This window comes from Veillonella sp. 3_1_44 (genome assembly GCF_000163715.1).
Taxonomy (GTDB): Bacteria; Bacillota; Negativicutes; order Veillonellales; family Veillonellaceae; genus Veillonella; species Veillonella parvula_A.
In genome coordinates, this window is the sequence record NZ_GG770201.1 from 113,538 (window position 1) to 138,438 (window position 24,901).

The following is a 24,901-nucleotide window of genomic DNA, read 5'->3' on the forward strand; positions in this document are numbered from 1 at the left end:
TTAGATACTGTATACATGCGCCATTTAGTTGACTATTTACCTATCTATTCATATAGTAAATATATACGTGATTATTAGTTTGTTACGGAGGTATTTATGTCTGTAAAAGATTTCGTGCAACAACGGCGCGATGCGTTAATCGCTATGCGTCGCGACTTTCATATGTACCCTGAGCCTGCTTGGCTTGAGTATCGCTCTGCTGCAAAAGTGGCGGATAGGCTTATTTCTTTGGGCTATGATGTGGCGTTAGGCGCAGATGTACTCGATTTAGATTCTCGTATGGGCTTGCCTAGTGATGAGGTTATGAAAGCCGCTATGGATCGCGCCATCAAAGAAGGTGCTAATCCTGAGCTTGTAGAAAAGATGGGCTACGGTAAAACGGCCATTGTTGCAACTATGAAGTTCGGCGGCGAAGGCCCTGTAGTAGCATTTCGTGTAGACATGGACTCTAACGATGTTATCGAAGCTAAAGAGGATAGCCATGTGCCTACAAAGGAAGGATTCCGTTCTTGTCACGATAAGGCGATGCACGCCTGTGGTCATGATGCACATATGACGATGGGGCTAGGCTTAGCGGAATACTTGGCTGCTCATAAGGATGAATTCAAAGGCACTATCAAACTCATCTTCCAACCAGCGGAGGAAGGCGTGCGCGGTGCTAAAGCGATGGCGGAAGCGGGCGTTGTGGATGATGTAGATTTGATGTTCGGCATGCATATTGGGTTTAATGAAAATCTATCCAATTGTTTTGCATGTAGCGATCATGGCTTCTTAGCGACAACAAAACTTGATGCGGTGTTCCACGGTTATTCTGCTCATGCTGGGGGCTCTCCAGAAAAAGCACAAAATGCAATGCTCGCAGGTTGTACTGCGGTGCTTAACTTACAAGCTATCGCTCGTCATAGTCAAGGGGCCTCTCGCATGAATGTAGGTGTTTTTGAAAGCGGTACAGGTCGCAATGTGACGCCTGATGTGGCAGTTCTTAAACTGGAAACTCGTGGAGCTACTACGGAAATCAATGACTACATGATTGAACGAGCAAAGACTATCATTAAAGGTGCTGCAGAAATGCACGATTGTACCTTTGAAATCACAAAACAAGGTGAAACTCCTGCAGGTCGCATCAGCGATGATTTAGCTCGTGAGGTGCAAGCTATCGTGGAGCCACTTGGTATCTTTAAAGAGGTTCCATTCGATTACAGCGGTGGGGGAAGTGAAGACTGTGCGTACTTCTTGAACCGTGTCATTGATCGCGGCGGTAGAGCAACCTACATGGTAGTAGGTTCTGCTATTAAAGCGCCACATCACAATCCACTCTTTGATATCGATGAAGAGGATATGTTAAATGGTATTGTCGCATTGGGTACTATTGCGGCTCACTATTTAAAATAAGGTTTACTGACTAGCCACCATATAGTTTGTCGGTAAATGATGTAGTGGATTGTGAGGTGTTATATGATTCAACGAGAGCGATTAGTTAAAGATTTTGATGCTATGGCCCAATTGACAGCACCTGGTGAGGGCATTAATCGCCTTGCTTTCACCGATGCAGACTGGGAGGGGCGTCAATATATTATAGATCGCATGATTGATGCGGGTTTATCCGTTGAAATAGACGATTTTGGTAATATCATTGGCTATAAGATTGGTAAGAAACCAGATTTACCAGTTGTCATGGTAGGGTCTCATACAGATAGCGTACCCAATGGAGGCAATTACGATGGTGTGGTGGGCGTGTTATCTGCCCTTGAAGTAATTCGTAGTATGATTGACGATGGTTATGAACATGACCATACCATCGCTGTGGTATCCTTCATGTGCGAAGAGTCCGGTCGCTTTGGGGATGCTACACTAGGTAGTAAGGCCATGCGTGGTGAATTAAGATTACAAGACTTACACCGATTGGTAGATAAACAAGGAATTTCCTTATACGAAGCATTGAAAGGTCGCAACTTAAATCCCGATGGGATTGAAGCAATGGAATATAAACGACCTGTAAAGTCTTTCACAGAAATTCATATAGAACAAGGAAAGGTACTGGAGCACGAACAGAAAACGATTGGCATTGTGACTGGTATTGCAGCGCCAGAGCGATTCTATGTGACCATTCGGGGCAATGCCGATCATAGTGGCGCTACGCCGATGAATTTACGCCATGATGCCCTATGTGGAGCCTCAAAAATCATCCTCGGCATCGAGGAGATTGCATCTATGCAAGAGGAACCACCCGTGGTGGGAACTGTTGGCGTTGTGGAGGTTACACCAGGGGCGATGAATGTCATTCCTGGTGCTGTAAAGCTAGGGGTAGACATTCGTAGCATATCTAAGGCAGCTCGTAATTCTGTAGTTACTCTTGTTAAAGAATTTATTGACATTACTGCCGAGAAACGTGGATTATCGTATACAATTGAAACAATTGCACAGGACTATCCAGTGGAGATGCACCCAGCGATGATTCGAGAAATCGAAGAGGCTGTTAAGTCTGTTGGTGTGGAGTACATGACAATGCCTAGCGGTGCCGGTCATGATGCGATGCATTGGGCGGAGGTAGTTCCGACGGGAATGATCTTTATTCCATGCCGTGACGGCATCAGTCATAATCCTGCAGAATTTGCTGAAATGGATGATATCGTAACGGGTGCAGCGGTGCTTGATAAGGTGCTTAGAAAACTTAGCTTGGAAGAAACAAAGCTTGTTTAATATACTTCTTTATGTAGTTATGTAGTTATGTAGTTATGTAGATAAGTAGTTATATAGTTATATGATTATACTGAATATAATTAAGTGATTACTTTTACTATTGTTAGGCCTATTAGGTGTAAGACATAGATAGGATTATTGTATTTAGTGTTGTTAGTTGTGTATTGGGTGTAAAGTGTTTATAGAGGGGATATAGCTATCTTGCATCCTATGTACACGGATAGGAGAGTTATGGTTATTACAGGTATTGTTATCGTAGTAGCGACGTTTATCGCTATTATTAAACAGTTTGAAACGCGGCTCGTTTTATTATTATCAGGCTTATTAATGTGCTTTATTGGTGGGCAGCTTGGCGCTGGTACGACGGCCTTTGTGAAAGAACTTACAAATCCAGGCCTTGTGCCTACAATCTGTACGGTGTTAGGTTTTAGCTATGTTATGGAATATACAAAATGTACGGAGCATATGGTGTATTTCATTTCTGCAGGGCTTAAAAAGATGACTAAAATCATCATCCCAGGTGCCGTTATTATTACATTCTTAATCAACATTGCACTACCTACAGCGGCAGGTTGTGCTGCGGCTGTAGGTGCACTCTTAATTCCTGCCCTCATTCGTTCTGGAGTACATCCAGCAATGGCTGGTTCTGCTATTTTTTTAGGCACATGGGGCAGCTCCTTGAGTCCAGGCCTTATGTTTAACCCTCAAGTGGCACAACTGGCGGGGGTAGACGTAATGACAGTTATTGCCAGCTTCTCCATGCAAGCAATTATCGGTATCGTAGTAGCCGCTATTTTGCTTAATATTGTAGCTATCGTTAAGAAGGAGCATACAGGGTATGTAATGAAAAACGATACTGTAGAGGAAGGCAAAGAGTTCAAAGTAAATTATTTCTATGCAATCATTCCAATTATTCCTCTTGTTTTACTTGTATTAGGTAGTAAACAGGTAGCGGTGATTCCAGAAATCTCCGTTCCTGTATCTATGCTCATCGGTACTGCTATTGGTATCATTGCCGTGCGTCCTAATGTGGCAGAAGCTGTTAAGAAGTTCTTCCGTGGTACTGGAGATGGTATGTGTGATGTAGTGGGCCTTATGGCTGCAGCAGCATGCTTTACAGCAGGGATGCAACTCATTGGACTTACAAGTGCCCTTATTGATGGAATGAAGAACTCTCAACAAATCGCCCAAATCGGGGCAGCCTTTGGTCCGTTCTTATTGGCGGTTATTTCTGGTTCTGGTAATGCGGCAGCTCTTGCCTTTAACGGTGCTGTAACACCGCATGCAGCAGACTTTGGTTATGGTATTATGCAACTTGGATCCATGGCTCAAATCGGTGCTGGTATCGGTCGAAGTATGAGTCCTGTAGCAGGAGCAGGTATCATCATTGCGGGACTTGCAGGTATCAACCCTATGGAAATGGCGAAACGCAATGCCGTCCCATGTATTATTGCGACTGTAGTCATCATGCTATTGTTACTCTAGTTCAATAAAACTATATTGTAAAAGAAAACCCGTCATGATTGTTGTGATCATGACGGGTTTTCTTTGTTATAACTTTTAATAGCCAATCAATATATTTGTATCAAAGCACCAATTCATATGATTTAAACTAGCATGGTAATCAAGATGATTGTATATAAGAGACTAATCAATTGATTATATGTAAGCGGCTAATTATATGATTTTTACGCATATATTGAAAGTTGAGATATAAGTAATATTTATGGATACCAAAGAAAAACGCAATTTGTTTTTATTGCATTTTCATAATATATTATATGTATTAAAGGAATAGTTACTATACCTTTGTGTCAGCCCATGTTTTCATAAATGAGTAAAAAGCCTGTACTGGCTTGGACTCAAGGGCACTATGACGGGTGTACATCCACGTATCCCGAGTCATGATATGACCATCAAGAGCTTTCATGGTTTCCTTAAATAGGTTAGGGTAATCATTACCACAGCTTTGGGTGAGGATGGTAAAACCAAGTCCTTGGTTGACGAGCTTCATACATGTATCGATGTCGTTCACCTCAATGGTGCGCATTGGAGGTTGTGAGTAGTGGGAATACCACCAATCATCAATGGTCTGCTGTAGATTCGGATCTGTCTGATAGTGAATATATGGCAAGCGAGGTAAATCCTCTACAGCACATGGTGTTTTGTTGAAGAAACAAAATGGTTCAGACCAGATATGTTCTTTCGACTCTGCCCAAGTGTGGGCACCGCGGATGATGGCAGCATGTAGGTGACCTTCGAGGAAGTCGTGGTACAGCTTATAGCTGAGTCCAGTATACATGATGATATCGATGTGTGGATAGGTTTCTTTAAAGGTGGATAAGATATGGGGGATATGATACTTTGCGAATACATTTGAGCATCCTAGGTTTAATGTACCGCGTGGTTCACTACCCATAGCTAATAGCTCTTGGCGTACCGAAGTATAGGAATTGAGCAAATCTTCGGCGTATCGTACAAGGCGTTGACCTTGATAGGTAAACTCTACACCACGAGTTTGTCGGTTGATGATGGGACAGTTAAATTCCTTTTCTAATTTTTTTATGCGCTCACTCAATGCAGGTTGCGTCATAAATAGACGACGCGCCGCATAAGTAATATTATTTTCCTCTGCTAAGGTTTTTAAAATTGTACAATCTTTCGTATCCATAAACTCTCCTTTACATATGTATTATTGTACTCTATCCCATAGAGTTGGTACAGACGAGGGGACGCTAGGGCTATACAGATTAGATATAACTAAAGACTAGGTACTAGTAAGAGGAATGGAACTTTCACCAATAAACATGGTGAAAATATAGTGTTTGTAAAGGTTTACACATGCCTGAAAGTAATAAAGGAGTAAGTCATGGTTAAGTTAATTTCAAATGGTGTATTTTTATATCACGGTACGGATATCGTTCCTGCAGATTCTAGTACAGCCCTTGATCAACAAGAAGTTTTTAATAAAGAGCGCGCCTATAAGGAAACGATGGCGTACCGTATTTTAATGGACCACCAACAACATGAAGGTGATCAAGATTTACGCATCAAATTCGATGCCTTAACATCTCACGATATTACCTATGTTGGCATCATTCAAACGGCGATTGCCAGTGGTCTTGATAAATTTCCAATTCCTTACATTTTGACAAACTGTCATAATAGCTTGGCAGCAGTAGGGGGCACGATTAACGAAGACGACCATGTATTCGGCTTATCCGCAGTTCAACGCTTCGGCGGCGTGTATGTACCTCCTCATCTTGCAGTTATTCACCAATATATGCGTGAAACAATGGCAGGCTGTGGCAAAATGATTCTCGGTTCCGACAGTCATACTCGTTACGGTGCTCTTGGTACTATGGCGATTGGTGAGGGCGGTCCAGAGCTTGTAAAACAATTGCTTGGCCGTACGTATGATGTACAACGTCCAGAAGTTATCGCTATTTACCTCGATGGAAAACCTAAACACGGCGTAGGTCCACAAGACGTGGCACTCGCTATTGAAAAAGCTGTATTCGCAAACGGCTTTGTGAAAAATAAAGTAATGGAATTCGTAGGCCCTGGTATTGAACATTTATCCATGGACTTCCGTAACGGCATCGATGTAATGACTACAGAGACTACATGCCTTACAACTATTTGGAGAACAGATAGTACAACGAAAGAATTCTTGACACTTCATGGTCGCGGTGATGCGTACAAAGAGCTTAACCCTGGTGATGTAGCTTATTATGATGGCCTAGTAAAAGTTAATCTTAGGGAAGTGGAAAGTATGATTGCTATGCCATTCCATCCAAGCAATGTATATACAATTAAAGAAATCAACGAAGGTGGTCGCGATTTATTAGCAGAAATCGAACGTCAAGCGGTAGAGCAATTAGATAATAAATCCTTGTCTTTACAATTGCCTGAAAAACATTTTGACGGCAAATTGCATTTAGATCAAGGTATCATCGTAGGGTGCTCTGGTGGTTTATATGAAAACATTATGCAAGCGGCTAACATCGTACGCGGTAAGAGCGTAGGTTCCGGTCGTTTCGCATTTAGCGTTTATCCTTCTAGCCAACCAATTTACTTAGAACTTATGAAAAATGGTGCTCTTGTAGATCTTATGAGTGCTGGTGCCATCGTGCGTACAGCTTTCTGCGGGCCATGCTTTGGTGCAGGTGATACACCTAACAATACTGGACTCAGTGGTCGTCATGCGACACGAAACTTCCCGAATCGCGAAGGTTCTAAACCTGGTAACGGACAAATTTCTTCCGTTGCACTTCTCGACTCCCGTTCCGTAGCGGCTACTGCTATTAACGGTGGTGCATTAACTGCGGCTACTGATATCGATTATGATGATGTAGTACCAGCTTACCACTATGATGATAAACCTTATGAAAGCAAAGTATATAGCGGCTTCAATGAGCCTAAAAAAAATACTGAACTCATTTATGGACCATCCATTAAACCTTGGCCAGCTATTAAAGAATTGACCCCAAATGTATTGCTCAAAGTAGTTGCCTATATCGATGACCCTGTAACGACTACGGATGAGTTGATTCCATCTGGTGAAACATCTTCCTTCCGTTCAGATCCATATGCATTGTCTGAATTTGCCTTGAGCCGTAAGGTTCCTGAATATGTAGGTCGTGCTAAAACCGTTCGCGATTGGGAAAAATCTCGTCAAGAAGGTGAAAGTACAGTAGAGTTAGTCGCTGCATACGAAGAGGTTAAGCAAGCTCTTGGCTTGTCAGAATCTGTAGAAGATATGGCTAAGTCTACAGCTGTTTCCAGCATGGTATATGCTAATCGTCCGGGTGATGGCTCTGCTCGTGAGCAAGCAGCATCCTGTCAACGTGTATTGGGTGGCGGTGCTAATATCGCTATTGAATATGCTACAAAACGTTATCGCAGCAATGTAATTAACTGGGGCATGTTACCGTTCGTAACTAGCGAAGAAGACTCTAAAACTATGGTCGTAGGCGACTATGTATATGTGCCAAATGTGCGTGACCAATTATTCTCTGACTCCGATGATTACACAGCATATGTTATCAGTGGAGGTGCGAAGAAAGCAGAAATCACATTACATTTAGGGCACCTCAGCGATGAAGAAAAAGATATTATCGCAGCAGGTTGTCTCATCAACTACTATGCAAATAGCAAAGCGTAAGTGGTGAACATAAAGGAGTAAGTTATGAACGGGTATAAAGAAATTCCTGTTACCTATATGCGCGGCGGTACTAGTAAAGGGGCGTATCTGTTAAAAGATACGCTTCCAACTGACCAAGCTGCTCGGGATCGTATGATTTTAGATTTATATGGCTCTCCCGATGCGCGTCAAATTAATGGTATCGGTGGTGCTGATCCATTGACGAGCAAGGTGGCTATCGTAAATTCTTCTGACCGCGATGATGCGGATATCGACTACACCTTTGGTTATGTCGGTATCGCTGATGCGGTGGTAGATTACGAAGGTAATTGTGGCAATATTTCTGCTGGTGCAGGGGTATTTGCTATTATGGAAGGCTTTGTGAAAGCCATAGAACCAGAAACAGTGGTTCGTATCTTTAACACAAATACAAATAAGGTTATTGAAGCACATGTGCCAGTACGAGATGGTAAACCTGTTATTGACGGTGATTTTGCTATCGATGGCGTGCCTGGTACAGGTGCTCGTATTACATTATATTTCTTGGAGCCTAGCGGTTCTAAGACGGGTAAGCTACTACCAACAGGCAATGTACAAGATACAATTACATTGGCTGATGGGCGCACAATCCAAGTCAGTCTCGTAGATGCAGCTAATCCAGCTGTATTTGTAAAGGCTACAGACCTTGGTTATGAAGGCACGGAGTTACCGGCTTTCACAGAAACGGATGGCGGTGTATTACTCAATACACTTGAAGATATTCGCACTACTGCAGCTGTAATGATGGGACTTGCTCCATCGAAAGAGGCTGCTAGTCCTGCAGTTCCAAAGGTATGCATGGTGTCCGCACCACAAACCTACGTGGCAAGCGATGGTCGAACTATCGAGGGGAATAGTATAGACATCGTGGCTCGTACAAAGGCACTCGCTGTAATGCATAAAGCGTATGCTGTTACAGGTGGTATTTGTACAGCTACAGCAGCGCTTATTACGGGGACTGTGGCGAACGAAGTAGTGAGCGAACGTGCTAAAGAAACGAATCAAGTTACTTTAGCGCATCCATCAGGGAAATTTGATTTCGAAATATGCCTAACCAAAGATAAGGGTTGGCATGTGGAGAAGGCGGGCGTCGCTAGAACAGCGCGACCGATCATGAAAGGCATAGCTTATGTAAAAGGAGAGTAAGAATGAATAAGCTACTTAAAATTGCAATTATGTTTGCCATTCCTCTGGCAATGTGGTTCATTACACCACCAGAAGGTTTGAGCGTTGGAGCTTGGCGACTGCTAGGTTTCTATTTAATGGCTATCGTTGGTCTTGTTGTTAAACCTTGGCCAGCACCAATTATCTTGTTATTATCTATTGCAGATTCTGCAATTTTCTTGAATGCTACGAAAAACGTATTGTCTGGTTATGCATCTACCACAGTATGGTTAGTATTCTCTGCGTTCTCCCTCAGTGTGGCGTTCGTAAAAACAGGCCTTGGCCGTCGTATTGCGTACCTATTGATTAAATCCTTAGGTCACACTACATTGCGTCTTGGCTATGTAACTGCTTTATTAGACCTTATTATTTCTCCAGTAACACCTTCCAACACAGCACGTTGTGGCGGTATCGTGTTCCCAATCATGAACTCTGTAGCAAAAGCGTTAGGTTCTGAGCCTGGTGAAAGCGCTAAAAAAGCTGGTTCTTACCTCATGGTTAACACATACATGGTGACTAAGGTAACAAGCTTGATGTTCGCTACAGCAATGGCACCAAACTTATTGGCTGCTGACTACATGAACAAAATCCTCGGCGTAGATATCAACTGGGGCCTTTGGGCATTAGCACTCGTAGTACCAGGTCTTGTGATGCTTCTCATTACACCTGCTTTGGTATACTACTTAGACAAACCATCTATTCAACACATCGACTCTCATGCGATTGCTGATGAAGGTTTGAAAGAACTTGGACCTATGTCTGGTCGCGAGAAATCTCTTATTGCTATCTTTATCCTTGCCTTAGTTGGTTGGGCGTTGCCTTCCATCTTGACGCAAGGCTTTGGCATTAAATTCTCCCTTGATGCAACAGCAGTAGCTATCGTAGCCATGGTAGCAGCTCTTGTAACAGGCGTAATCAAATGGGAAGATATGCTTGAATCCAAAGGTGCTTGGAACACATTGATCTGGTTCGGTGGTATCATCGGTATGTCCAGTGCGTTGTCCAAGGTTAAATTCTTTGAATGGCTAGCTGACTTTATGGGCACACACTTCAACTTCGGCGACAACCCAATGCTGGCTCTTATTATCATCGGCGCTATCAGTATCGCTGTTCGTTACTTGTTCGCCTCTGGTAGTGCGTACGTTGTAGCCATGCTTCCAGTATTCCTTACTGTAGGTAAAGTAGCGGGTGTAAACCCAATGGCGTTGTCCTTGTTACTAGCTGCTACAAACTCCTACGGTGGTGCGTTGACTCACTACGGCGGTGCAGCGGCTCCAATCGTATTCGGTGCAGGTTACAACACAGTTAAGAGCTGGTGGATTATCGGCGGTATCTTCGCTATCATGTGCTTCATCGTAAACCTTACAGTGGGCTACGCATGGTGGGAAATCCTCGGTATCCTATAATACCTAACTAGAGACAATAGTTATTCTATACATATAGAATGATCATCCCCTAGCTAGTGAAATTTTCTAAACTTTTACAAAAAATATAATAAAAGAGCTGTTTCGGAATCAGTACACATCTGAGTTCTGAGAACAGCTCTTTTTATTTGTTTATATAGTTTCTTTAATGCATTTGCACTATTTTCGTTGTATTACGGCGTTACTTTAGTTTTAACGCAACCCATAGGGCAGCGCCGATAAAGGTAAGGCTACATGCCCAGAAAAGGGTTGTGAAGCCAAATTGAGCGGCTACGATGGAACCACCAAAGGAGCCTAGAAAGTAACCCATAGACAAACAAGACTGATTGTACGAGAATACTTGTCCCGTATATTCCTTAGGTGTTTTTGATGCTAAATAGGTATTGAGCGCAGGTAACATACCACCTAGCCCAAAACCTTGCAAGAAACGGATAAACCCAAGTACATACACAGAGTCCACATAGGCTTGCGGTATATTGAGTAGACCTACATAGATCATCGAGTAGATGAGCACCTTTCTAGGGCCTATACGGTCTACTAATTTCCCGAGTGGAGAGCTACTAAAGAATTGGGCGATACCCATGGCAGAGAACACAGCACCAGATATGAAGGCTATATTTTCCGTATTGCTTGGTAGCATTCCTTTAATGTAAACCGTCATAATGGGGGAGATGGCGGTAACCGAAATGGCATACAGGAAGGAGGTTGCAGATAAAGCGACTAAACTAGAAAACTCAGGTAAGTGAGTTTTTAGATTTCTAAAGGTTTGCTTCTCAACAAGTGGCTTTGGAACATAGTTTTCATGTACCAGCATTGCCGTCAAGCCAAAGGAGATAAGCATAAGGGCCCCGATGATAAAGAAGTCATTTCGAATACCTACTACATCACTGAGATACCCTCCTACAAGCGGACCGGCTAGTGAGCCTGCAAGGCTAAAGGATCCTATAATCCCTAGAGCCCAACCTGTATGGTTTTGCGGTGTTTCTGACGCGATAAGTGTTACCGATGCGGGGTAAAAACCGCTTACTAACCCTTGCAATGTACGAACGAGGAACACACCTTCTGGTGTAGTCTGAAAGCCCAATAATATACTACATATAGCCATACCAAGACTAGAGCGTATGAGGGTAATCTTACGTCCCTTACGGTCTGCTAATCGGCCCCAGAAGGGAGCTGCTAAGCAGACAATGAGGAAGGTGATGCCCATGGAGGCACCGGACCATTGTGCTATCGATCCTGTATCGCTTAAGCCCATTTCATGGAAGTATAGAGGGAGAATAGGGCTTACCTGACTAATCCCGAGGGACATGAAGAATATGCAGAATGCGCAAATGTACACCGTTCGTTTCCACGTTTCCAAAGTATCCCTCCTTTAGTCTTTCTTTTTAACTTCTTCCCAATCGCTTAAGTCCGGAAGTTTATTGCTTGCTATAGATTCTTGGATCCAGTAATTAATGGAGGTTAAGTTGCTAGATTCCCGTTTAAAGCCATATACGATGTCATCTTCTACGTCGTCTTCTATAGTGATATAGAGAGAAATATGTAAGTTTTTACCTTTTCCGCGCTCGATGAAGTAGCTAATACCCGGATCGTCGAGGTTAGATGGGCGAACCGCAATGATATCGTACTTGCCATTGGCTACGCCTTCTAAGGCATCCTTAATCATTTGATTGGAAAGTTCATATTGATTGAGGTAGAAGATATCGTTGTCACAAGTTAATACATATTCTCTAGGAGGCGTAGTATTTTTGTACTGTTTCTCCCAGCTTTCATCAATCACAGGCAATGTAGCATTATCATAGAAGTCTTTAATTAAAGCGAGACCTGCAGGAATGGACATTTCTTTAAAGTATCTTATTTCATATACCCTAGGATCCACGTTTTCATCTAGTTCGCTAGGCTCCTCAATGTAGCCGTATAGATAGATAGTACAAGAGTTTTTGTCTTCATTGTGGAACATAACGATACTGTACACATCGTAAATGATGTTTTCTATGGATTGACGATTATCATAGATGATAAAGCTGAGATATTTTTGTGTATCCCATTCCCGTTGAATGAAATTCCAGTCGTATTTATTCGTGCGCCAACCAGTAGTAGAATTCTCGAAGATTTCTAATACATCGACAGAGTTTTGCGGCCATGCAGGTGGCATAGGGTTACATGTTGTAGAAGATTGCGTTATCCCTTCTTTGTACTGATAATGTCCATCAACGAGTTCAAAGGCCTCTAATCGCTCAGAGGCTTCGTCAGGAATTGCCAACGGCTCACCAGTACCTAACCAATTATCGTTTCTTGTGTTGAGACGTTTGATGCTTTCACGAGCATGCTCGTAGAACGTAACGGCTTGGTCTAAATCAGGTTCTTTTGTAATGGCACCAATTTCGTAGCAATAGCCGGCGGCCAGTTGCCATAGATGGTCCGCATAGTCATAACTACCGTATCTATCGAAACATTTGCTAGCCTGATTGACGCACTCTATGGCGGTTCTTATAGCAGGGGTATTACCTTTTTTGAAAGTAAATACATAAGCGAGATACGGCCAAATAGCATCGAGCGTGTAAATAGCTGGTTGTTGCAATAAGTGAGCGATGCGAGACCAGTCTTGAGACTGACCATCGATATTCAAGGTGCGAAGAATGATGGCTTGCATGGTAGCATAAGCGTGGTCGTTAAAGTCTAAATAATCTGGGCTTATAGCAGCACGCTCATAGTATTTGAGGGCCTTTTGAATATTCTGAGGAATTCTTTTGTTAGACTCACATGGTTTTGCATAGTACTCGGCAGCTTCACGCAAACACATGCCATTATTCATGGCCGCACCACGCTCAAAATATTCGAGAGCTCGTTCATGCTCCCCGCGAGACTTACAAATATCGCCTGCTAAATACATCATGAGTGGCAAACCTGCTTTGGCACCTTCAAAAATGACTTGTTCTTCCATTGCCCTATTATCTTGCTCTACATAGGTAATGCGCAAGTTTCGGTATGCAATAACAAGGCCTGCATCGGCAGATTTACGCAACCATTGTTGAGCAATAGCATTTATTTTATTGGTCGATCTACGTTGATCTGCTTGTACAAATAAGCTTTTTAAGAAACGGACAAAGGTAGATGGTTCACCTTCGTTAGCCACCTTTCGAGCCGATGGTAAGATGTGGTAATCCCCCCATTGGTATACATTGGCAATGGCGTAGGCACAGTAGGAACAACCCTTTTGGGCGCCCTCATAGACGCGCTGGAATGCTTGGTCCTTCGTCATAGGCAACTCTTTTTCAATAGTTGGTGTAAGGGCACCAGAGGTACGCATAGCTTGTAAAATAGCGATGGCACTGCCTTTGCGAATAGCCGTATGTAAATAACTATACGCCTTTGTGTCATCCTCAGGGAAGCCTGCTTCAATCCACGTGAACTGAGGTCCAGAATAGACGCGCGCCAAAATAGCGTACACATCGCCGATACCTGGAATCTTTTGACCTTCCTCGTCCAATTTCACAAGGGCATCAAGCTCAGCCTTGCCCGCCCAAGCAATATCTTTATTACATTGATGGAATATTTTATTGAAAGACTGCTGTATTTGATCAGTAAAATAAAAACTCATTCTCTCTCCTCCGCATAATAATCAGTAGAAGCTGACAACATATGTAATTTCAGTATACTATTAGTGTTTAGAGGAAAACAATATAAATATTCTGAATTTGCTAAGGTGAATAGGGATATATTATTTAATCACAAGTAGCGATATTATATGGTTGATGAATCTAAGGATAAGGTGAAAGTTAAGATTTTCCTTGACTTTCATTCTATAGAAACATTATAATCAGATTATAATTTTATACTCGCCTAAAGAAACCGATGAGGTGGAGATAAAAATAGGAAATGCACTCACAGAGAGCGGGATTAGCTGAGAACCCGTAGTACGCAGCTTATTAAATGGACCACCGAGGGCGCATGGAAAAGAATGAATTTCATTCCTAGTATGGTGCGACGTCACACGAGCGTTAGTCGTGAGGGATATGTTAGTATCCTGCGAAAGGGGAATGCGTTGCATTCAAACAAGGTGGTACCGCGATTTATAGCATAATACAAGTATTTTCTAATACTCTTGTAAAAATAGAACTATAGACTCGTCCTTGACGTTACATTGTCATGGGCGAGTTTTTTTATTGGCAAATGCCAGATGGAGGTTCTCATGATTTTCCCTAGTCTTGACCGTGTGAAAGCTATCGCACCAGGCTACGATATCGTGCCTGTATATATGGAAATTTTATCCGACGTACGCACACCGATTAGTGTGTTGAAAGCATTAAAACAAGTGAGCAGTCATACGTACTTGCTTGAAAGTGCGGATAATAGTAACCATTGGGGCCGTTACTCCTTCTTGGGCTATGATCCTAAGATTGAGCTCTTCTGCAAAAACCATAAAATGACTATCAAAGATGGTACAACGCGTACCTTTGAATGCTCTGACCCAGCTACAGAAATTCGCAATATTTTGAGCCAATACAAAAGCCCTCGCTTAGAAGAATTACCAACCTTCACAGGCGGCTTTGTAGGCTACTTTGCTTGTGAATACATCCGCTATATCGAGCCAACATTGGATTTCCCAACGCCAGATGATAACTCTGCGATGGTAAACGATGTAGACCTTATGCTCTTTGATAAGGTAATCGCTTTTGACCATTACAAAAATAAAATCTACTTGATTGCTAACATCAGCACAAATGATTTAGAACGCAACTACAACAAGGCTGAGCTTGAGTTGAAAGCACTAGCTGATCTCGTAGTAAACGGCAAAGAGGCAGACATTCCAAAAGGCATCCTTAAAACAGAGTTTACCTCTGAGTTTACAAAGGATGAGTTTGAAGCAGTTGTTAAAAAGACACAGCACTACATCAAGGAAGGGGATATCTTCCAATGTGTTGTATCTAACCGCCGTGAAGCTGAGTTTGAAGGTAGCTTGTTAAATGCATACCGCGTATTGCGTACGTTGAACCCATCTCCATATATGTTCTATTTATCTGGTGGCGATGTAGAGCTTACAGGTGCCTCTCCAGAAACATTGGTAAAATTAACGGACGGCAAAATGTATACCTTCCCAATTGCAGGCACTATGCGCCGCGGTAAAAACGAAGCAGAGGACCTCGCTATTGAGGAAAAACTCATTAATGACGAAAAAGAGTTGGCTGAACATAACATGCTCGTTGACCTTGGTCGTAACGACTTAGGTAAAATTTCTAAATTCGGTTCCGTAAAAGTAGAGGCGTTACACATGTTGCAACGTTTCTCCCATGTTATTCACATTACATCTACTGTGAGCGGTGACATTCAAGACGGTAAAGATGCACTCGATGCTATCGGTGCTACATTGCCAGCAGGTACTTTGTCCGGAGCCCCTAAAATTCGTGCCATCGAAATCTTACACGAACTAGAAAAAAGCCCGCGCGGTGTATACGGCGGCGCTGTAGGTTACATCGATTTCTCCGGTAACATGGACGTATGTATCGGTATCCGCATGGCCATGAATAAAGGTGGCAAGGTTTACGTTCGAGCTGGCGCTGGTATTGTTCGCGATAGTGTTCCTGCAAGCGAATACAACGAAACCTTAATCAAAGGCCAATCCATGATTTCCGCAATTACAGATGCACAGGAGGTAGAATAATGGTACTCCTTATAGATAATTACGATAGCTTCTCCTTTAACTTATACCAATTAGTAGGCTCTATCGATTCAGATATTAAAGTCATCCGCAGCGATGAATTAACAGTTGAAGAAATTCGTGCGTTGAAACCAGATTACGTGATACTTTCACCAGGCCCTGGCAGACCAGCTGATGCGGGCGTATACGAAGACCTATTGCGCGAATGCAAAGGTGAATTCCCAATTCTCGGCGTATGCCTTGGTCACCAAGCCATCGGTGAAGTATTCGGTGGCACCGTATCTTACGCAAAACAAGTGATGCACGGTAAACAAAGCGTAGCCAAACAAGTACACCCATCCAAAATCCTTAAAGGCGTACCAGAACAATTTGAAGTGGCACGCTACCACTCCTTGGCGATTGTAGACGAAACAATCCCAAGCGAACTCATCGTTACATCCGTTACAGACGACGGCGAAGTAATGAGCGTAGAACACAAAGACTACCCAATCTACGGCGTACAATTCCATCCGGAATCCATCATGACACCGAACGGGGAACAAATGATTCGCAATTTCTTAGAAAAATAATCACTGTTGTGTATTCGATGGGCTATTTATAAGTCCTTGAACGATAGGGCAGAAATAAGATCTCTCGGAACTCCAAGTGGACAATGCCCCACTACGTGGGGCCGCCAAGTCGTTCCTTAAGACCTTATTTCCTGCCAACTCAATCTTGGCAGTACCTATAATAGCCCCTCTACAATACATATCGTAAACTATAGCCATACTTTCCTAAAGAAATATGCGAATCAGAACCTCTAATATAGAAAGAGGTGGTGCAAAGCACCACTATTCCCACCACCCTATAAAGAAATGACCTGTGCGTTACTCCATATAATGCGCAGGATCATTTAAGAGATATTAAATTGTTGTTCATTTTATTGTGCGTGTGACAGTGAGTAGGGCATATAAAAGATTAAGTGTTCTAGTGTTTATGTGAGTTCACGGGGTTCTAGGCCCGACTTTGGCCCTGCGAAGGCCGCAGGCCGTAGTCAGACCCGGCCAGTGGAGGGCATAGGTCCACGTGAATCACATGTAGCATTAAAGTAGGTATATGCCCTATTAACGTTGAACCAAAGAAAATGAACAACAAGTAAGGAGCTATAAAATGATTAAAGACGCATTATATGCAGTAACGCATGGTCAAGATTTATCCTACGACCTTGCTAAAGATACAATGAACAAGATTATGAGCGGCGATGTAGCCGAGGTTCCTATGGCTGGTTTCTTGTGTGCTCTTGCAGCGAAGGGCCCTACTGTAGATGAGGTTACGGCGTTTGCTGAGGTTATGCGCGAAAAGGCCGGTTCTGTTTCTCACGAAGGCACTGTTATAGAAATCGTAGGTACTGGCGGTGATGAAGCTAATACATTCAACATTTCTACCACATCTGGTTTTATCATTTCTGCAGCAGGTATTCCTGTAGCGAAACATGGTAACCGCAGTGTATCTAGTAAATGTGGCGCTGCAGATTTGATTGAAGCGTTGGGCGCTAAATTAGAGCTTAACGGCGAGCAAAACGAAGCGGTTCTTAACAAAGCCAATATGTGCTTTATGTTTGCTCCTGTATATCACCAAGCCATGAAGTATGCTGGCCCTGTACGTAAGGCGTTGGGTGTTCGTACGGTGTTTAACATCCTTGGCCCTTTGGCAAATCCAGCAGGTGCTACTGTGGAGTTGATGGGTGTGTACGATAAATCTCTGGTAGAACCGTTGGCTCGCGTATTGGCTAATCTTGGTGTTAAACGCGGTGCCGTGGTACATGGCTTCGACGGCCTTGATGAGATTACGGCTACCAATAAAACGTACGTATGTGAAATTAATAATGGGACGTTCACAAACTACGAATTCGATCCTAAGGAATATGGTTTCGAATACGCTGATAAAACTGAGCTTGAAGGTGGCGATGCTACGGTAAATGCTGAGATTACACGTCGCGTTCTCGGTGGTGAGCAAGGTGGTAAACGCACAGCAGTTCTTCTCAATGCTGGCATGGCGATTTACCTTGCGAAAGACGGCATTACATTGGCAGAGGGTATCGAAGAGGCGAAACATATAATCGACTCTGGCAAGGCGCTTGCGACAATGGAACAGTTTGTGAAAGCAACCCAAGAGGTATGACCATTGATTTTAGATAAGATTATAGAGGCGACCAAAATTCGGGTAGCCCAAGAAAAACAGGTGGAATTTCCAGAGTCTGTGAAAGCAGTGGCTTTAGCATTACCATCTGATACAGGATTTCCTTTTGAAGCGGCCCTTCGTCAGCAAGATTTCAATTTCATTTGTGAAGTGAAAAAGGCATCTCCATCAAAAGGCATCATCGCTGAGCACTTCCCATATTTAGACATCGCCAAAGAATATGAAGTGGCTGGTGCTGCGGCTATCTCTGTTTTGACGGAGCCAGATTTCTTTAAGGGTGATAAAAAATATTTGCAAGAAATTGCAAGCACCGTAAAAATTCCTGTGCTTCGTAAAGACTTTATCATCGATGAATACCAAATCTACCAAGCAAAGGTATGGGGCGCTAGTGCAATCCTATTAATCTGTGCATGCCTCGATGTGCCTACGCTGACAAAGTTCCGTGAGTTAGCTGATTCTCTTGGCTTATCCTCTTTGGTAGAGGCCCATGACGAAGCAGAAGTGCAAATGGCCATCGATTGCGGTGCCCGCATTATTGGAGTTAACAATCGTAACCTCAAGGACTTCACTGTAGATGTACAAAATAGTGTGCGCTTGCGCAATCTCGTTGAAGACGATGTAATCTTTGTATCTGAAAGTGGCCTTGAAACGCCGGAGGATATTCAAGTATTGCGCGATAACAATATCGGTGTAGCCTTGATGGGTGAAACCTTCATGCGTTCTCCTAATAAGGTTGAAAAATTAGCCTATCTTTATGGACCGACATACTATACACCTAAGATTAAGATGTGCGGTATCTCTAAGGTGGAGACTATCCCTGCTGTAGTAGAGGCAAAGCCTGATTATATGGGCCTTGTATTTGCACCAAGCAAACGTCAAGTCACTGTTGACCAAGCAAAAACCTTAGTTGAAGAACTACATAAACAGTACGCAAATCGATATAACAGAAACGCAGAACAATACAGTAATGATGTAGTACAAGATGGAACAATAATTAACGCATTGCAAGAAGAAACAGCAACTGGTGATGCGCATGAAGGGACACTGACTAGTACAGAAAATATAAGTCCGACACTTATACATCAAGAATTTATTAAAACGGTAGGCATTTTTGTCAATGAAACGCTAGATAATCTCGTTACGATTGCCACAGAAGTAAATCTTGATGCGGTGCAATTGCATGGCGATGAAGATGAAGCTTTCATCCAATCCTTAAAAGGACGTACTAATGTAGAGGTTTGGAAGGCTGTTCAAATCCGTAGCGCTGCAGATGCAGAGGCGTGGATCGATAGCAGTGCGGATATGCTATTATTTGATGCGTACCACAAAGACGAGCGCGGAGGTACGGGGGAAGTGTTCGATTGGTCTTGCTTAGACGAGTTTGAACGACCATTTATGCTGGCTGGTGGTATCGATAGCACCAATGTGGCGCGTGCCATTCGTACGGTTCGACCGTACGGCATCGATATCAGTAGCGGCATTGAAACAGAAGGCGTGAAGGACGATGAGAAGATAAAAGCTTTCACTAACATTGTGAGAACAATAGCAATGCCATAGTATGGCGTGCTAGCAGGAATGGTATATAGAAAGGTAAGTTATATGAGTGAACAAAGACATGGCTATTTTGGCTCCTTTGGTGGCCAATTTATGCCAGAAACATTGATGAATGCAGTCATCGAATTGGAAGAGGCGTACAACAAGTACAAAGATGATCCTGATTTCGTACGCGAACTTGAGGATTTACATAAAAAATATACAGGTCGCCCATCCCTTTTATACTATGCAGAACGTATGACAAAGGATCTTGGGGGTGCCAAAATCTATTTAAAACGGGAAGACTTGAACCATACGGGTTCCCACAAGTTGAATAATGTAATCGGTCAAATGTTATTGGCAAAACGGATGGGTAAAACACGCGTTATTGCTGAAACCGGCGCAGGTCAACACGGCGTGGCAACGGCTACTATCGCTGCATTGATGGGCATGGAATGCGAAGTATACATGGGTGCAGAGGACTGTGAACGTCAGGCGCTTAACGTATATCGTATGGAATTGCTAGGCGCTAAGGTGCATCCAGTAACAACAGGGACTAGTACATTGAAAGATGCGGTTTCCGAAGCGTTGCGCGAATGGACAAACCGCATGTCCGATACGCACTATGTATTGGGCTCCGTTATGGGTGCTCATCCATTCCCTATGATCGTTCGTGATTTCCAATCTATTATCAGTCGTGAAGCGCGTGAACAAATCCTCGAAGCAGAAGGCAAATTGCCAACAGCTGTTATGGCTTGCGTAGGCGGTGGCTCCAATGCGATGGGCATGTTCTATCACTTCATTCCAGATGAAGGGGTTCGTCTCATCGGTTGTGAAGCAGCAGGTCGCGGCATCGATACAGAGGAACATGCAGCAACAATCGCGAAGGGGTCTGTTGGTATTTTCCACGGTATGAAATCTTACTTCTGCCAAGATGAAGATGGCCAAATTGCTCCAGTATATTCTATTTCTGCAGGTCTTGATTACCCTGGCATCGGTCCTGAACATGCGTACTTGCACGATAGCGGGCGTGCTGAATATGTGCCTGTTACAGATGACGAAGCAGTAGATGCCTTTGAATATTTATCTCGCTTGGAAGGTATTATTCCTGCGATTGAAAGTGCTCATGCGGTGGCACATGCACGTAAAATTGCTCCTACTATGAGCAAGGACGACATCATTATTATTTGTTTATCTGGTCGCGGTGACAAAGACGTAGCGGCTATGGCGAAATATAGAGGGGTGGATCTTCATGAGTAACATTAAAGACGCTTTCACAAAGGGCAAGGCATTCATCCCGTTCATTAGTGCTGGTGACCACGGTATTGAAAATACAGAACGTTATATTCGCATTATGGTGAAAGCCGGTGCAGACATGGTGGAAATCGGTATTCCTTTCTCCGATCCCACAGCGGAAGGCCCAGTTATCCAAGAAGCAAGTACACGCGCATTATCTACAGGCGTAAAAATCAATGATATCTTCGATATGGTGCGTCGTCTGCGTACAGGTGATGATGCGGTGACTATACCGCTCGTATTCATGACCTATTTGAATCCTATTTATGTATTTGGTCGTGAAAAATTCTTTACCCTCTGTGAAGAGGTGGGAATCTCTGGTGTTATCGTACCAGACATGCCATTTGAAGAAAAAGGCGAGCTCGCTAGTGTGGCTCATAAGCATGGTGTTGAAGTTGTATCCTTAATTGCGCCAACATCTGAAAACCGCATCGAAATGATCGCGAAAGACGCAGAAGGCTTTGTATACTGTGTATCCTCACTTGGCGTTACAGGCATGCGCAGTGAAATCAAGACGGATATTAAATCCATTGTTGAAATGATTCGCAAATATACGGATATCCCGGTAGCTGTTGGTTTTGGTATCTCTAAGCCAGAACAAGCGGAAGCTATGGCGCGCGTATCCGACGGTGCTATCGTAGGCTCTGCCATCGTTAAAATCGTGGCAGAACACGGTGAACATGCGGATCAAGCGTTGTTTGATTACGTACAATCCATGAAACAAGCTGTTCTAAAGGCTGGCGCATAACATAATAACTCATATAGCCTTGGGAAAAATTATATAGGGGATAACACAAAAGGACGTTATACAATGTATAACGTCCTTTTCATTGGTTGGTTAATTTAGTTTTGTGTTTTTAGGGCTAGTAATATGTATTATGCGCAAGGCTTAGTCATTAGAGGATTCAGAACGTTGGTGTCGTTCGCTGCGTTTTGCTGTTGTATTTTTATCATGCTTTTCACGTTCAGATATTCTATACTTTCTGTGCTTTTTCTTTTTATCATTTACTTTGTACCATGGATGATCGCTGCTATCTACTGTGCCATCATCATTTTTTACCATGCGATGGTTTTCACCGATTTTGAAGTGATAATCTTTGGCTTGGGATACATTGGCACTAATACCAACTGTTAAGAAGACACCTAAACTGGCCAAGGCTACTGCTTTAATTAATTTAGCTTTCATAATTATCTCCTGCATAATTAATTGCACGAATTTTAGTTGTAAGAAATATGTCTGTAGTATAGGTAGATTTCATGAACAAAAAATGAATCAACTAAGTTGATAAATCATAGTATAATAGGAATATCTATATATGTTTATTATTTAATATTATCTAAGATTATAGTAGGAGCTTTATGAAACAGAGAGTATACGAAATCCTCTATCGTGAGCTAGTGGAAAACTATGCGAACAGTAAGGGACGTACCAATACAGCCGATTTTTGGCTCACCATAAGTGCTATATCCTTTGTATATGGCTTAATTATATGTATTACAGGTCTTGCAACCTACATACCGTATGGATTTCTTTATGCTGTCTCTATCGGTGGCGGCGTATTATTTGTATTGTCCATCCTGTTATGCTTGCCGAAGATTATGTTAATGGCAAGACGGTTACGAGATTCTAATAATGATCCAACGTTGATGATTTTACTATTGGTTCCTATTTTAGGCTGGCTTGCATTATTGTATCTATTCTGTAAGCGCACATCGCCTGTATCTAATGAATTAGAGGAAAAACGTTCCGTTTCGGGCCTCTTTATTGTGTCCATATTAGTATTAGGATGCCTAGCCACTAGTGCAGGTAGTACAATGATTAATCATAATTTTATGGTAGAAGAGACTGCTTATGGCAATTTGGAACCTAGTTCGTTAACGAAACAAGCAAATCGTCTTTTACAAAGTGAAACGGCTACAACAGAGGGGCGTACTGTGGTAAGTAATTATTATGAAGCCCTCAACAAAAAGGATTATCATGGTGCATATCGTTATTTGAGTGCTCGTGCTATGGAGCGATATGGTACCTTTGAACTATGGGAACAAGCCATGACTAAGGAAGAGGTTCCTAAGGTGAAAGCGATACAGCTTGACTATGTTTCCCAAGACCAAGATGATGATATTGTTGTAAACTATATGGGCTTTACCATTACCTTTGAAGATAATCTAGAGCCCGTATTAGTTCGTTTGCATAATGAAGGCAAAGGCTGGGGCATTGTTGCTATTGAAGCCGCGGAGGAGGATTAGGTTATGTCAACCATAAATATATATGATTTGAATTATACCGATGCCTTCAAATTAGGCATTAGAAACTATGCTAATTTTAATGGTCGTGCTAGTCGTAGTGAATATTGGCGATTCGTGGCAGGCGTTACGTTGATACAAGGATTACTTGGGATTTTGGCTTTACTATGTAGTAACTTGGGCTTTCCTAATTATGAAGCGCTTATCGATAATGTTACTGTAGGGGTATCCCTTTTCTTTATAGTTCCCAATATAGCTATCACAACACGGCGTATGCATGATATTGGCCGGAGTGGTTGGACGCAGTTAATCTCATTTATTCCTGTTATAGGCTTCTTTATATTCCTCGTTTACGAATTGCGTCGTGGCGATGAAAGAGAGAATTCATATGGTGAAAGAACCGGCTATACACCTATTACTCCTGAGGTTAGCAAGGCTACAGGACTAGAAGAAACTCCATCCCGTCATCAAGATTGGGCGATGGGGATTGCCATCTTTATTATCCAATCTATTATTATTGCTGATATCATTAGAGAGATATTATGGTATGGTATTAATGGGAATGGATACATGTAATAGATACCTGTATTTATTAACAATCTCATTATTTTATTTTATAAAAGTTTAACATCTCCTTTATAGACAATATAACACTTTGTAGTAAAATGAATTTAAGATGAATTCAAAAATATAGATATTAATAAATAAAAAATATCTAAGTTGTTATATGTGTTAAGTACAGCAGGACCTCGTAATCTTTGCTGATTCCTGTTTGTAGCTAGAAGGAGTTTATTATGAAATCTTGTCCCTATTGTGGACATGCAGTGTTGAAAACAGATTGTTACTGCCCAGAATGTGGGCATGTTAGTAGACCACAAATCTCGTTAGATAAATACAATCTAGGCTTGATTGAAAACTTTAAACAATGTTTGGTTTATAAATATGCTGATTTTGATGGTCGTGCAAGTCGTAGTGAATATTGGCATTTCTTGTTAGTCTATCAATTGTTGTTTGTGGCCATTCTATTTACTTGTGCTTTTTTGAGCTATATTAGCCCACTGTCTAGTGTAGTAGGCGTAGGTTTTGGCTTGGTCATTCTTGTTCTTTTGTCCGTGATTATGGTTATTCCTGGCGTGGCCGTTTCAGTACGACGCTTACACGATCAAGGCCGATCAGGCGGACTTGTATTTATTGGATTCATCCCGGCGGTAGGGACCATTATTCTGTTGATCCTTATGGCTCTACCTGGTGAAAGCCAATCAAATCGCTTTGGTTCCCCTACAGGTCAAGTGGTTGTAACAAAACAAATGGCCCGTGAATTAGGTCTTATTGATACTACGCCATCTATGGGACTAACTGCAGGACTATTCTGCGCTATCTTTGTGCTTTGGTTCTTGGTAGATAAACTACTTATGACTAGTGCGATGTAGGCTATGATGTATCCTATAATGAAATATAATGCATAGGTTATTCTCAAAACATATAGACATTGATTTTCAAAATCGTCAACAGTAATGA

The 24,901-nt window shown here is 42.4% G+C and carries 19 protein-coding genes; 15 read left to right on the plus strand and 4 right to left on the minus strand.

Annotated elements, in window-relative coordinates; all coding sequences use genetic code 11:
- Positions 1-96 precede the first annotated feature (96 nt).
- The 3 genes from HMPREF0873_RS07170 to dcuC all read left to right on the plus strand — a co-directional run bounded on the left by HMPREF0873_RS07170 (position 97) and on the right by dcuC (position 4,185).
- Complete coding sequence (locus HMPREF0873_RS07170; protein ID WP_008603188.1) at positions 97-1,392, plus strand: amidohydrolase; 1,296 nt, start codon at positions 97-99, stop codon at positions 1,390-1,392.
- 63 nt (positions 1,393-1,455) lie between these two features.
- Positions 1,456-2,700 carry a M20 family metallo-hydrolase gene (locus HMPREF0873_RS07175; RefSeq protein WP_008603186.1) on the plus strand — a complete coding sequence of 415 codons (1,245 nt, stop codon included), beginning with the start codon at positions 1,456-1,458 and terminating at the stop codon, positions 2,698-2,700.
- 231 nt (positions 2,701-2,931) lie between these two features.
- Positions 2,932-4,185 carry a C4-dicarboxylate transporter DcuC gene (dcuC, locus tag HMPREF0873_RS07180; RefSeq protein ID WP_004697950.1) on the plus strand — a complete coding sequence of 418 codons (1,254 nt, stop codon included), beginning with the start codon at positions 2,932-2,934 and terminating at the stop codon, positions 4,183-4,185.
- 316 nt (positions 4,186-4,501) lie between these two features.
- On the opposite strand, the gene HMPREF0873_RS07185 is transcribed toward dcuC, so the two are convergent.
- Positions 4,502-5,371: a LysR family transcriptional regulator gene (locus HMPREF0873_RS07185; protein WP_004697870.1), complete on the minus strand. Its 870-nt coding sequence runs from the start codon at positions 5,369-5,371 to the stop codon at positions 4,502-4,504.
- 198 nt (positions 5,372-5,569) lie between these two features.
- Between HMPREF0873_RS07185 and HMPREF0873_RS07190 the strand changes: the two genes are divergently transcribed.
- From HMPREF0873_RS07190 to HMPREF0873_RS07200, 3 genes are read left to right on the plus strand one after another with little or no spacing between them, the layout of a single operon-like run.
- Positions 5,570-7,867 carry a hydratase gene (locus HMPREF0873_RS07190; RefSeq protein WP_008603183.1) on the plus strand — a complete coding sequence of 766 codons (2,298 nt, stop codon included), beginning with the start codon at positions 5,570-5,572 and terminating at the stop codon, positions 7,865-7,867.
- 24 nt (positions 7,868-7,891) lie between these two features.
- A complete protein-coding gene (locus HMPREF0873_RS07195) occupies positions 7,892-9,031 on the plus strand; it encodes a 2-methylaconitate cis-trans isomerase PrpF family protein (protein ID WP_008603178.1) in 1,140 nt (379 codons plus the stop codon).
- Positions 9,032-9,033: 2 nt separating this feature from the next.
- Positions 9,034-10,455, plus strand: coding sequence for an anion permease (locus HMPREF0873_RS07200; protein ID WP_008715181.1), 1,422 nt, complete (start codon positions 9,034-9,036; stop codon positions 10,453-10,455).
- 199 nt (positions 10,456-10,654) lie between these two features.
- Here the strand turns inward: HMPREF0873_RS07200 and HMPREF0873_RS07205 are convergent, their stop codons facing one another.
- Positions 10,655-11,833: an MFS transporter gene (locus HMPREF0873_RS07205; RefSeq protein ID WP_008603175.1), complete on the minus strand. Its 1,179-nt coding sequence runs from the start codon at positions 11,831-11,833 to the stop codon at positions 10,655-10,657.
- 12 nt (positions 11,834-11,845) lie between these two features.
- Positions 11,846-14,074 carry an SEL1-like repeat protein gene (locus tag HMPREF0873_RS07210; RefSeq protein WP_008603172.1) on the minus strand — a complete coding sequence of 743 codons (2,229 nt, stop codon included), beginning with the start codon at positions 14,072-14,074 and terminating at the stop codon, positions 11,846-11,848.
- Positions 14,075-14,665: 591 nt separating this feature from the next.
- Here HMPREF0873_RS07210 and HMPREF0873_RS07215 point away from each other — a divergent pair.
- The 6 genes from HMPREF0873_RS07215 to trpA all read left to right on the plus strand — a co-directional run bounded on the left by HMPREF0873_RS07215 (position 14,666) and on the right by trpA (position 21,887).
- Positions 14,666-16,135, plus strand: coding sequence for an anthranilate synthase component I (locus tag HMPREF0873_RS07215; protein ID WP_008715183.1), 1,470 nt, complete (start codon positions 14,666-14,668; stop codon positions 16,133-16,135).
- Entirely contained in the window at positions 16,135-16,701 is a 567-nt protein-coding gene (locus HMPREF0873_RS07220) for an aminodeoxychorismate/anthranilate synthase component II (RefSeq protein ID WP_008715185.1), read from the plus strand. Before HMPREF0873_RS07215 ends, HMPREF0873_RS07220 begins: the two co-directional genes overlap by 1 nt.
- A 580-nt stretch (positions 16,702-17,281) precedes the next feature.
- The gene (gene trpD, locus HMPREF0873_RS07230; protein ID WP_008603168.1) at positions 17,282-18,292 is read left to right on the plus strand and encodes an anthranilate phosphoribosyltransferase; all 1,011 of its coding nucleotides are present in this window, start codon (positions 17,282-17,284) and stop codon (positions 18,290-18,292) included.
- 3 nt (positions 18,293-18,295) lie between these two features.
- Positions 18,296-19,867 (plus strand): indole-3-glycerol phosphate synthase TrpC, encoded by a 1,572-nt coding sequence (gene trpC, locus HMPREF0873_RS07235; protein WP_008603166.1) that lies wholly within the window; start codon positions 18,296-18,298, stop codon positions 19,865-19,867.
- Positions 19,868-19,909: 42 nt separating this feature from the next.
- A complete protein-coding gene (trpB, locus tag HMPREF0873_RS07240; RefSeq protein ID WP_008603164.1) occupies positions 19,910-21,103 on the plus strand; it encodes a tryptophan synthase subunit beta in 1,194 nt (397 codons plus the stop codon).
- Positions 21,096-21,887 carry a tryptophan synthase subunit alpha gene (gene trpA / locus HMPREF0873_RS07245; protein ID WP_008603162.1) on the plus strand — a complete coding sequence of 264 codons (792 nt, stop codon included), beginning with the start codon at positions 21,096-21,098 and terminating at the stop codon, positions 21,885-21,887. The genes trpB and trpA overlap by 8 nt, the downstream gene beginning before the upstream one ends.
- Before the next feature lie 141 nt (positions 21,888-22,028).
- On the opposite strand, the gene HMPREF0873_RS07250 is transcribed toward trpA, so the two are convergent.
- Positions 22,029-22,325, minus strand: coding sequence for a hypothetical protein (locus tag HMPREF0873_RS07250; protein ID WP_038125750.1), 297 nt, complete (start codon positions 22,323-22,325; stop codon positions 22,029-22,031).
- 173 nt (positions 22,326-22,498) lie between these two features.
- Here HMPREF0873_RS07250 and HMPREF0873_RS07255 point away from each other — a divergent pair, with 173 nt between their 5' ends.
- The 3 genes from HMPREF0873_RS07255 to HMPREF0873_RS07265 all read left to right on the plus strand — a co-directional run bounded on the left by HMPREF0873_RS07255 (position 22,499) and on the right by HMPREF0873_RS07265 (position 24,813).
- Entirely contained in the window at positions 22,499-23,386 is an 888-nt protein-coding gene (locus HMPREF0873_RS07255; protein WP_008715195.1) for a DUF805 domain-containing protein, read from the plus strand.
- Positions 23,387-23,389: 3 nt separating this feature from the next.
- Positions 23,390-23,959, plus strand: coding sequence for a DUF805 domain-containing protein (locus tag HMPREF0873_RS07260; protein WP_008603157.1), 570 nt, complete (start codon positions 23,390-23,392; stop codon positions 23,957-23,959).
- Positions 23,960-24,177: 218 nt separating this feature from the next.
- Positions 24,178-24,813, plus strand: coding sequence for a DUF805 domain-containing protein (locus HMPREF0873_RS07265; RefSeq protein ID WP_038125751.1), 636 nt, complete (start codon positions 24,178-24,180; stop codon positions 24,811-24,813).
- Positions 24,814-24,901 lie beyond the last annotated feature (88 nt).

What these genes read in the sequence shown, in the direction of transcription:
- HMPREF0873_RS07170 (WP_008603188.1), top strand. Translation starts at nt 97, where the DNA reads ATGTCTGTAAAAGATTTCGTGCAACAACGGCGCGATGCGTTAATCGCT.
- HMPREF0873_RS07175 (WP_008603186.1), top strand. Translation starts at nt 1,456, where the DNA reads ATGATTCAACGAGAGCGATTAGTTAAAGATTTTGATGCTATGGCCCAA.
- dcuC (WP_004697950.1), top strand. Translation starts at nt 2,932, where the DNA reads ATGGTTATTACAGGTATTGTTATCGTAGTAGCGACGTTTATCGCTATT.
- HMPREF0873_RS07185 (WP_004697870.1), bottom strand. Translation starts at nt 5,371, where the DNA reads ATGGATACGAAAGATTGTACAATTTTAAAAACCTTAGCAGAGGAAAAT.
- HMPREF0873_RS07190 (WP_008603183.1), top strand. Translation starts at nt 5,570, where the DNA reads ATGGTTAAGTTAATTTCAAATGGTGTATTTTTATATCACGGTACGGAT.
- HMPREF0873_RS07195 (WP_008603178.1), top strand. Translation starts at nt 7,892, where the DNA reads ATGAACGGGTATAAAGAAATTCCTGTTACCTATATGCGCGGCGGTACT.
- HMPREF0873_RS07200 (WP_008715181.1), top strand. Translation starts at nt 9,034, where the DNA reads ATGAATAAGCTACTTAAAATTGCAATTATGTTTGCCATTCCTCTGGCA.
- HMPREF0873_RS07210 (WP_008603172.1), bottom strand. Translation starts at nt 14,074, where the DNA reads ATGAGTTTTTATTTTACTGATCAAATACAGCAGTCTTTCAATAAAATA.
- HMPREF0873_RS07215 (WP_008715183.1), top strand. Translation starts at nt 14,666, where the DNA reads ATGATTTTCCCTAGTCTTGACCGTGTGAAAGCTATCGCACCAGGCTAC.
- HMPREF0873_RS07220 (WP_008715185.1), top strand. Translation starts at nt 16,135, where the DNA reads ATGGTACTCCTTATAGATAATTACGATAGCTTCTCCTTTAACTTATAC.
- trpD (WP_008603168.1), top strand. Translation starts at nt 17,282, where the DNA reads ATGATTAAAGACGCATTATATGCAGTAACGCATGGTCAAGATTTATCC.
- trpB (WP_008603164.1), top strand. Translation starts at nt 19,910, where the DNA reads ATGAGTGAACAAAGACATGGCTATTTTGGCTCCTTTGGTGGCCAATTT.
- trpA (WP_008603162.1), top strand. Translation starts at nt 21,096, where the DNA reads ATGAGTAACATTAAAGACGCTTTCACAAAGGGCAAGGCATTCATCCCG.
- HMPREF0873_RS07250 (WP_038125750.1), bottom strand. Translation starts at nt 22,325, where the DNA reads ATGAAAGCTAAATTAATTAAAGCAGTAGCCTTGGCCAGTTTAGGTGTC.
- HMPREF0873_RS07255 (WP_008715195.1), top strand. Translation starts at nt 22,499, where the DNA reads ATGAAACAGAGAGTATACGAAATCCTCTATCGTGAGCTAGTGGAAAAC.
- HMPREF0873_RS07260 (WP_008603157.1), top strand. Translation starts at nt 23,390, where the DNA reads ATGTCAACCATAAATATATATGATTTGAATTATACCGATGCCTTCAAA.
- HMPREF0873_RS07265 (WP_038125751.1), top strand. Translation starts at nt 24,178, where the DNA reads ATGAAATCTTGTCCCTATTGTGGACATGCAGTGTTGAAAACAGATTGT.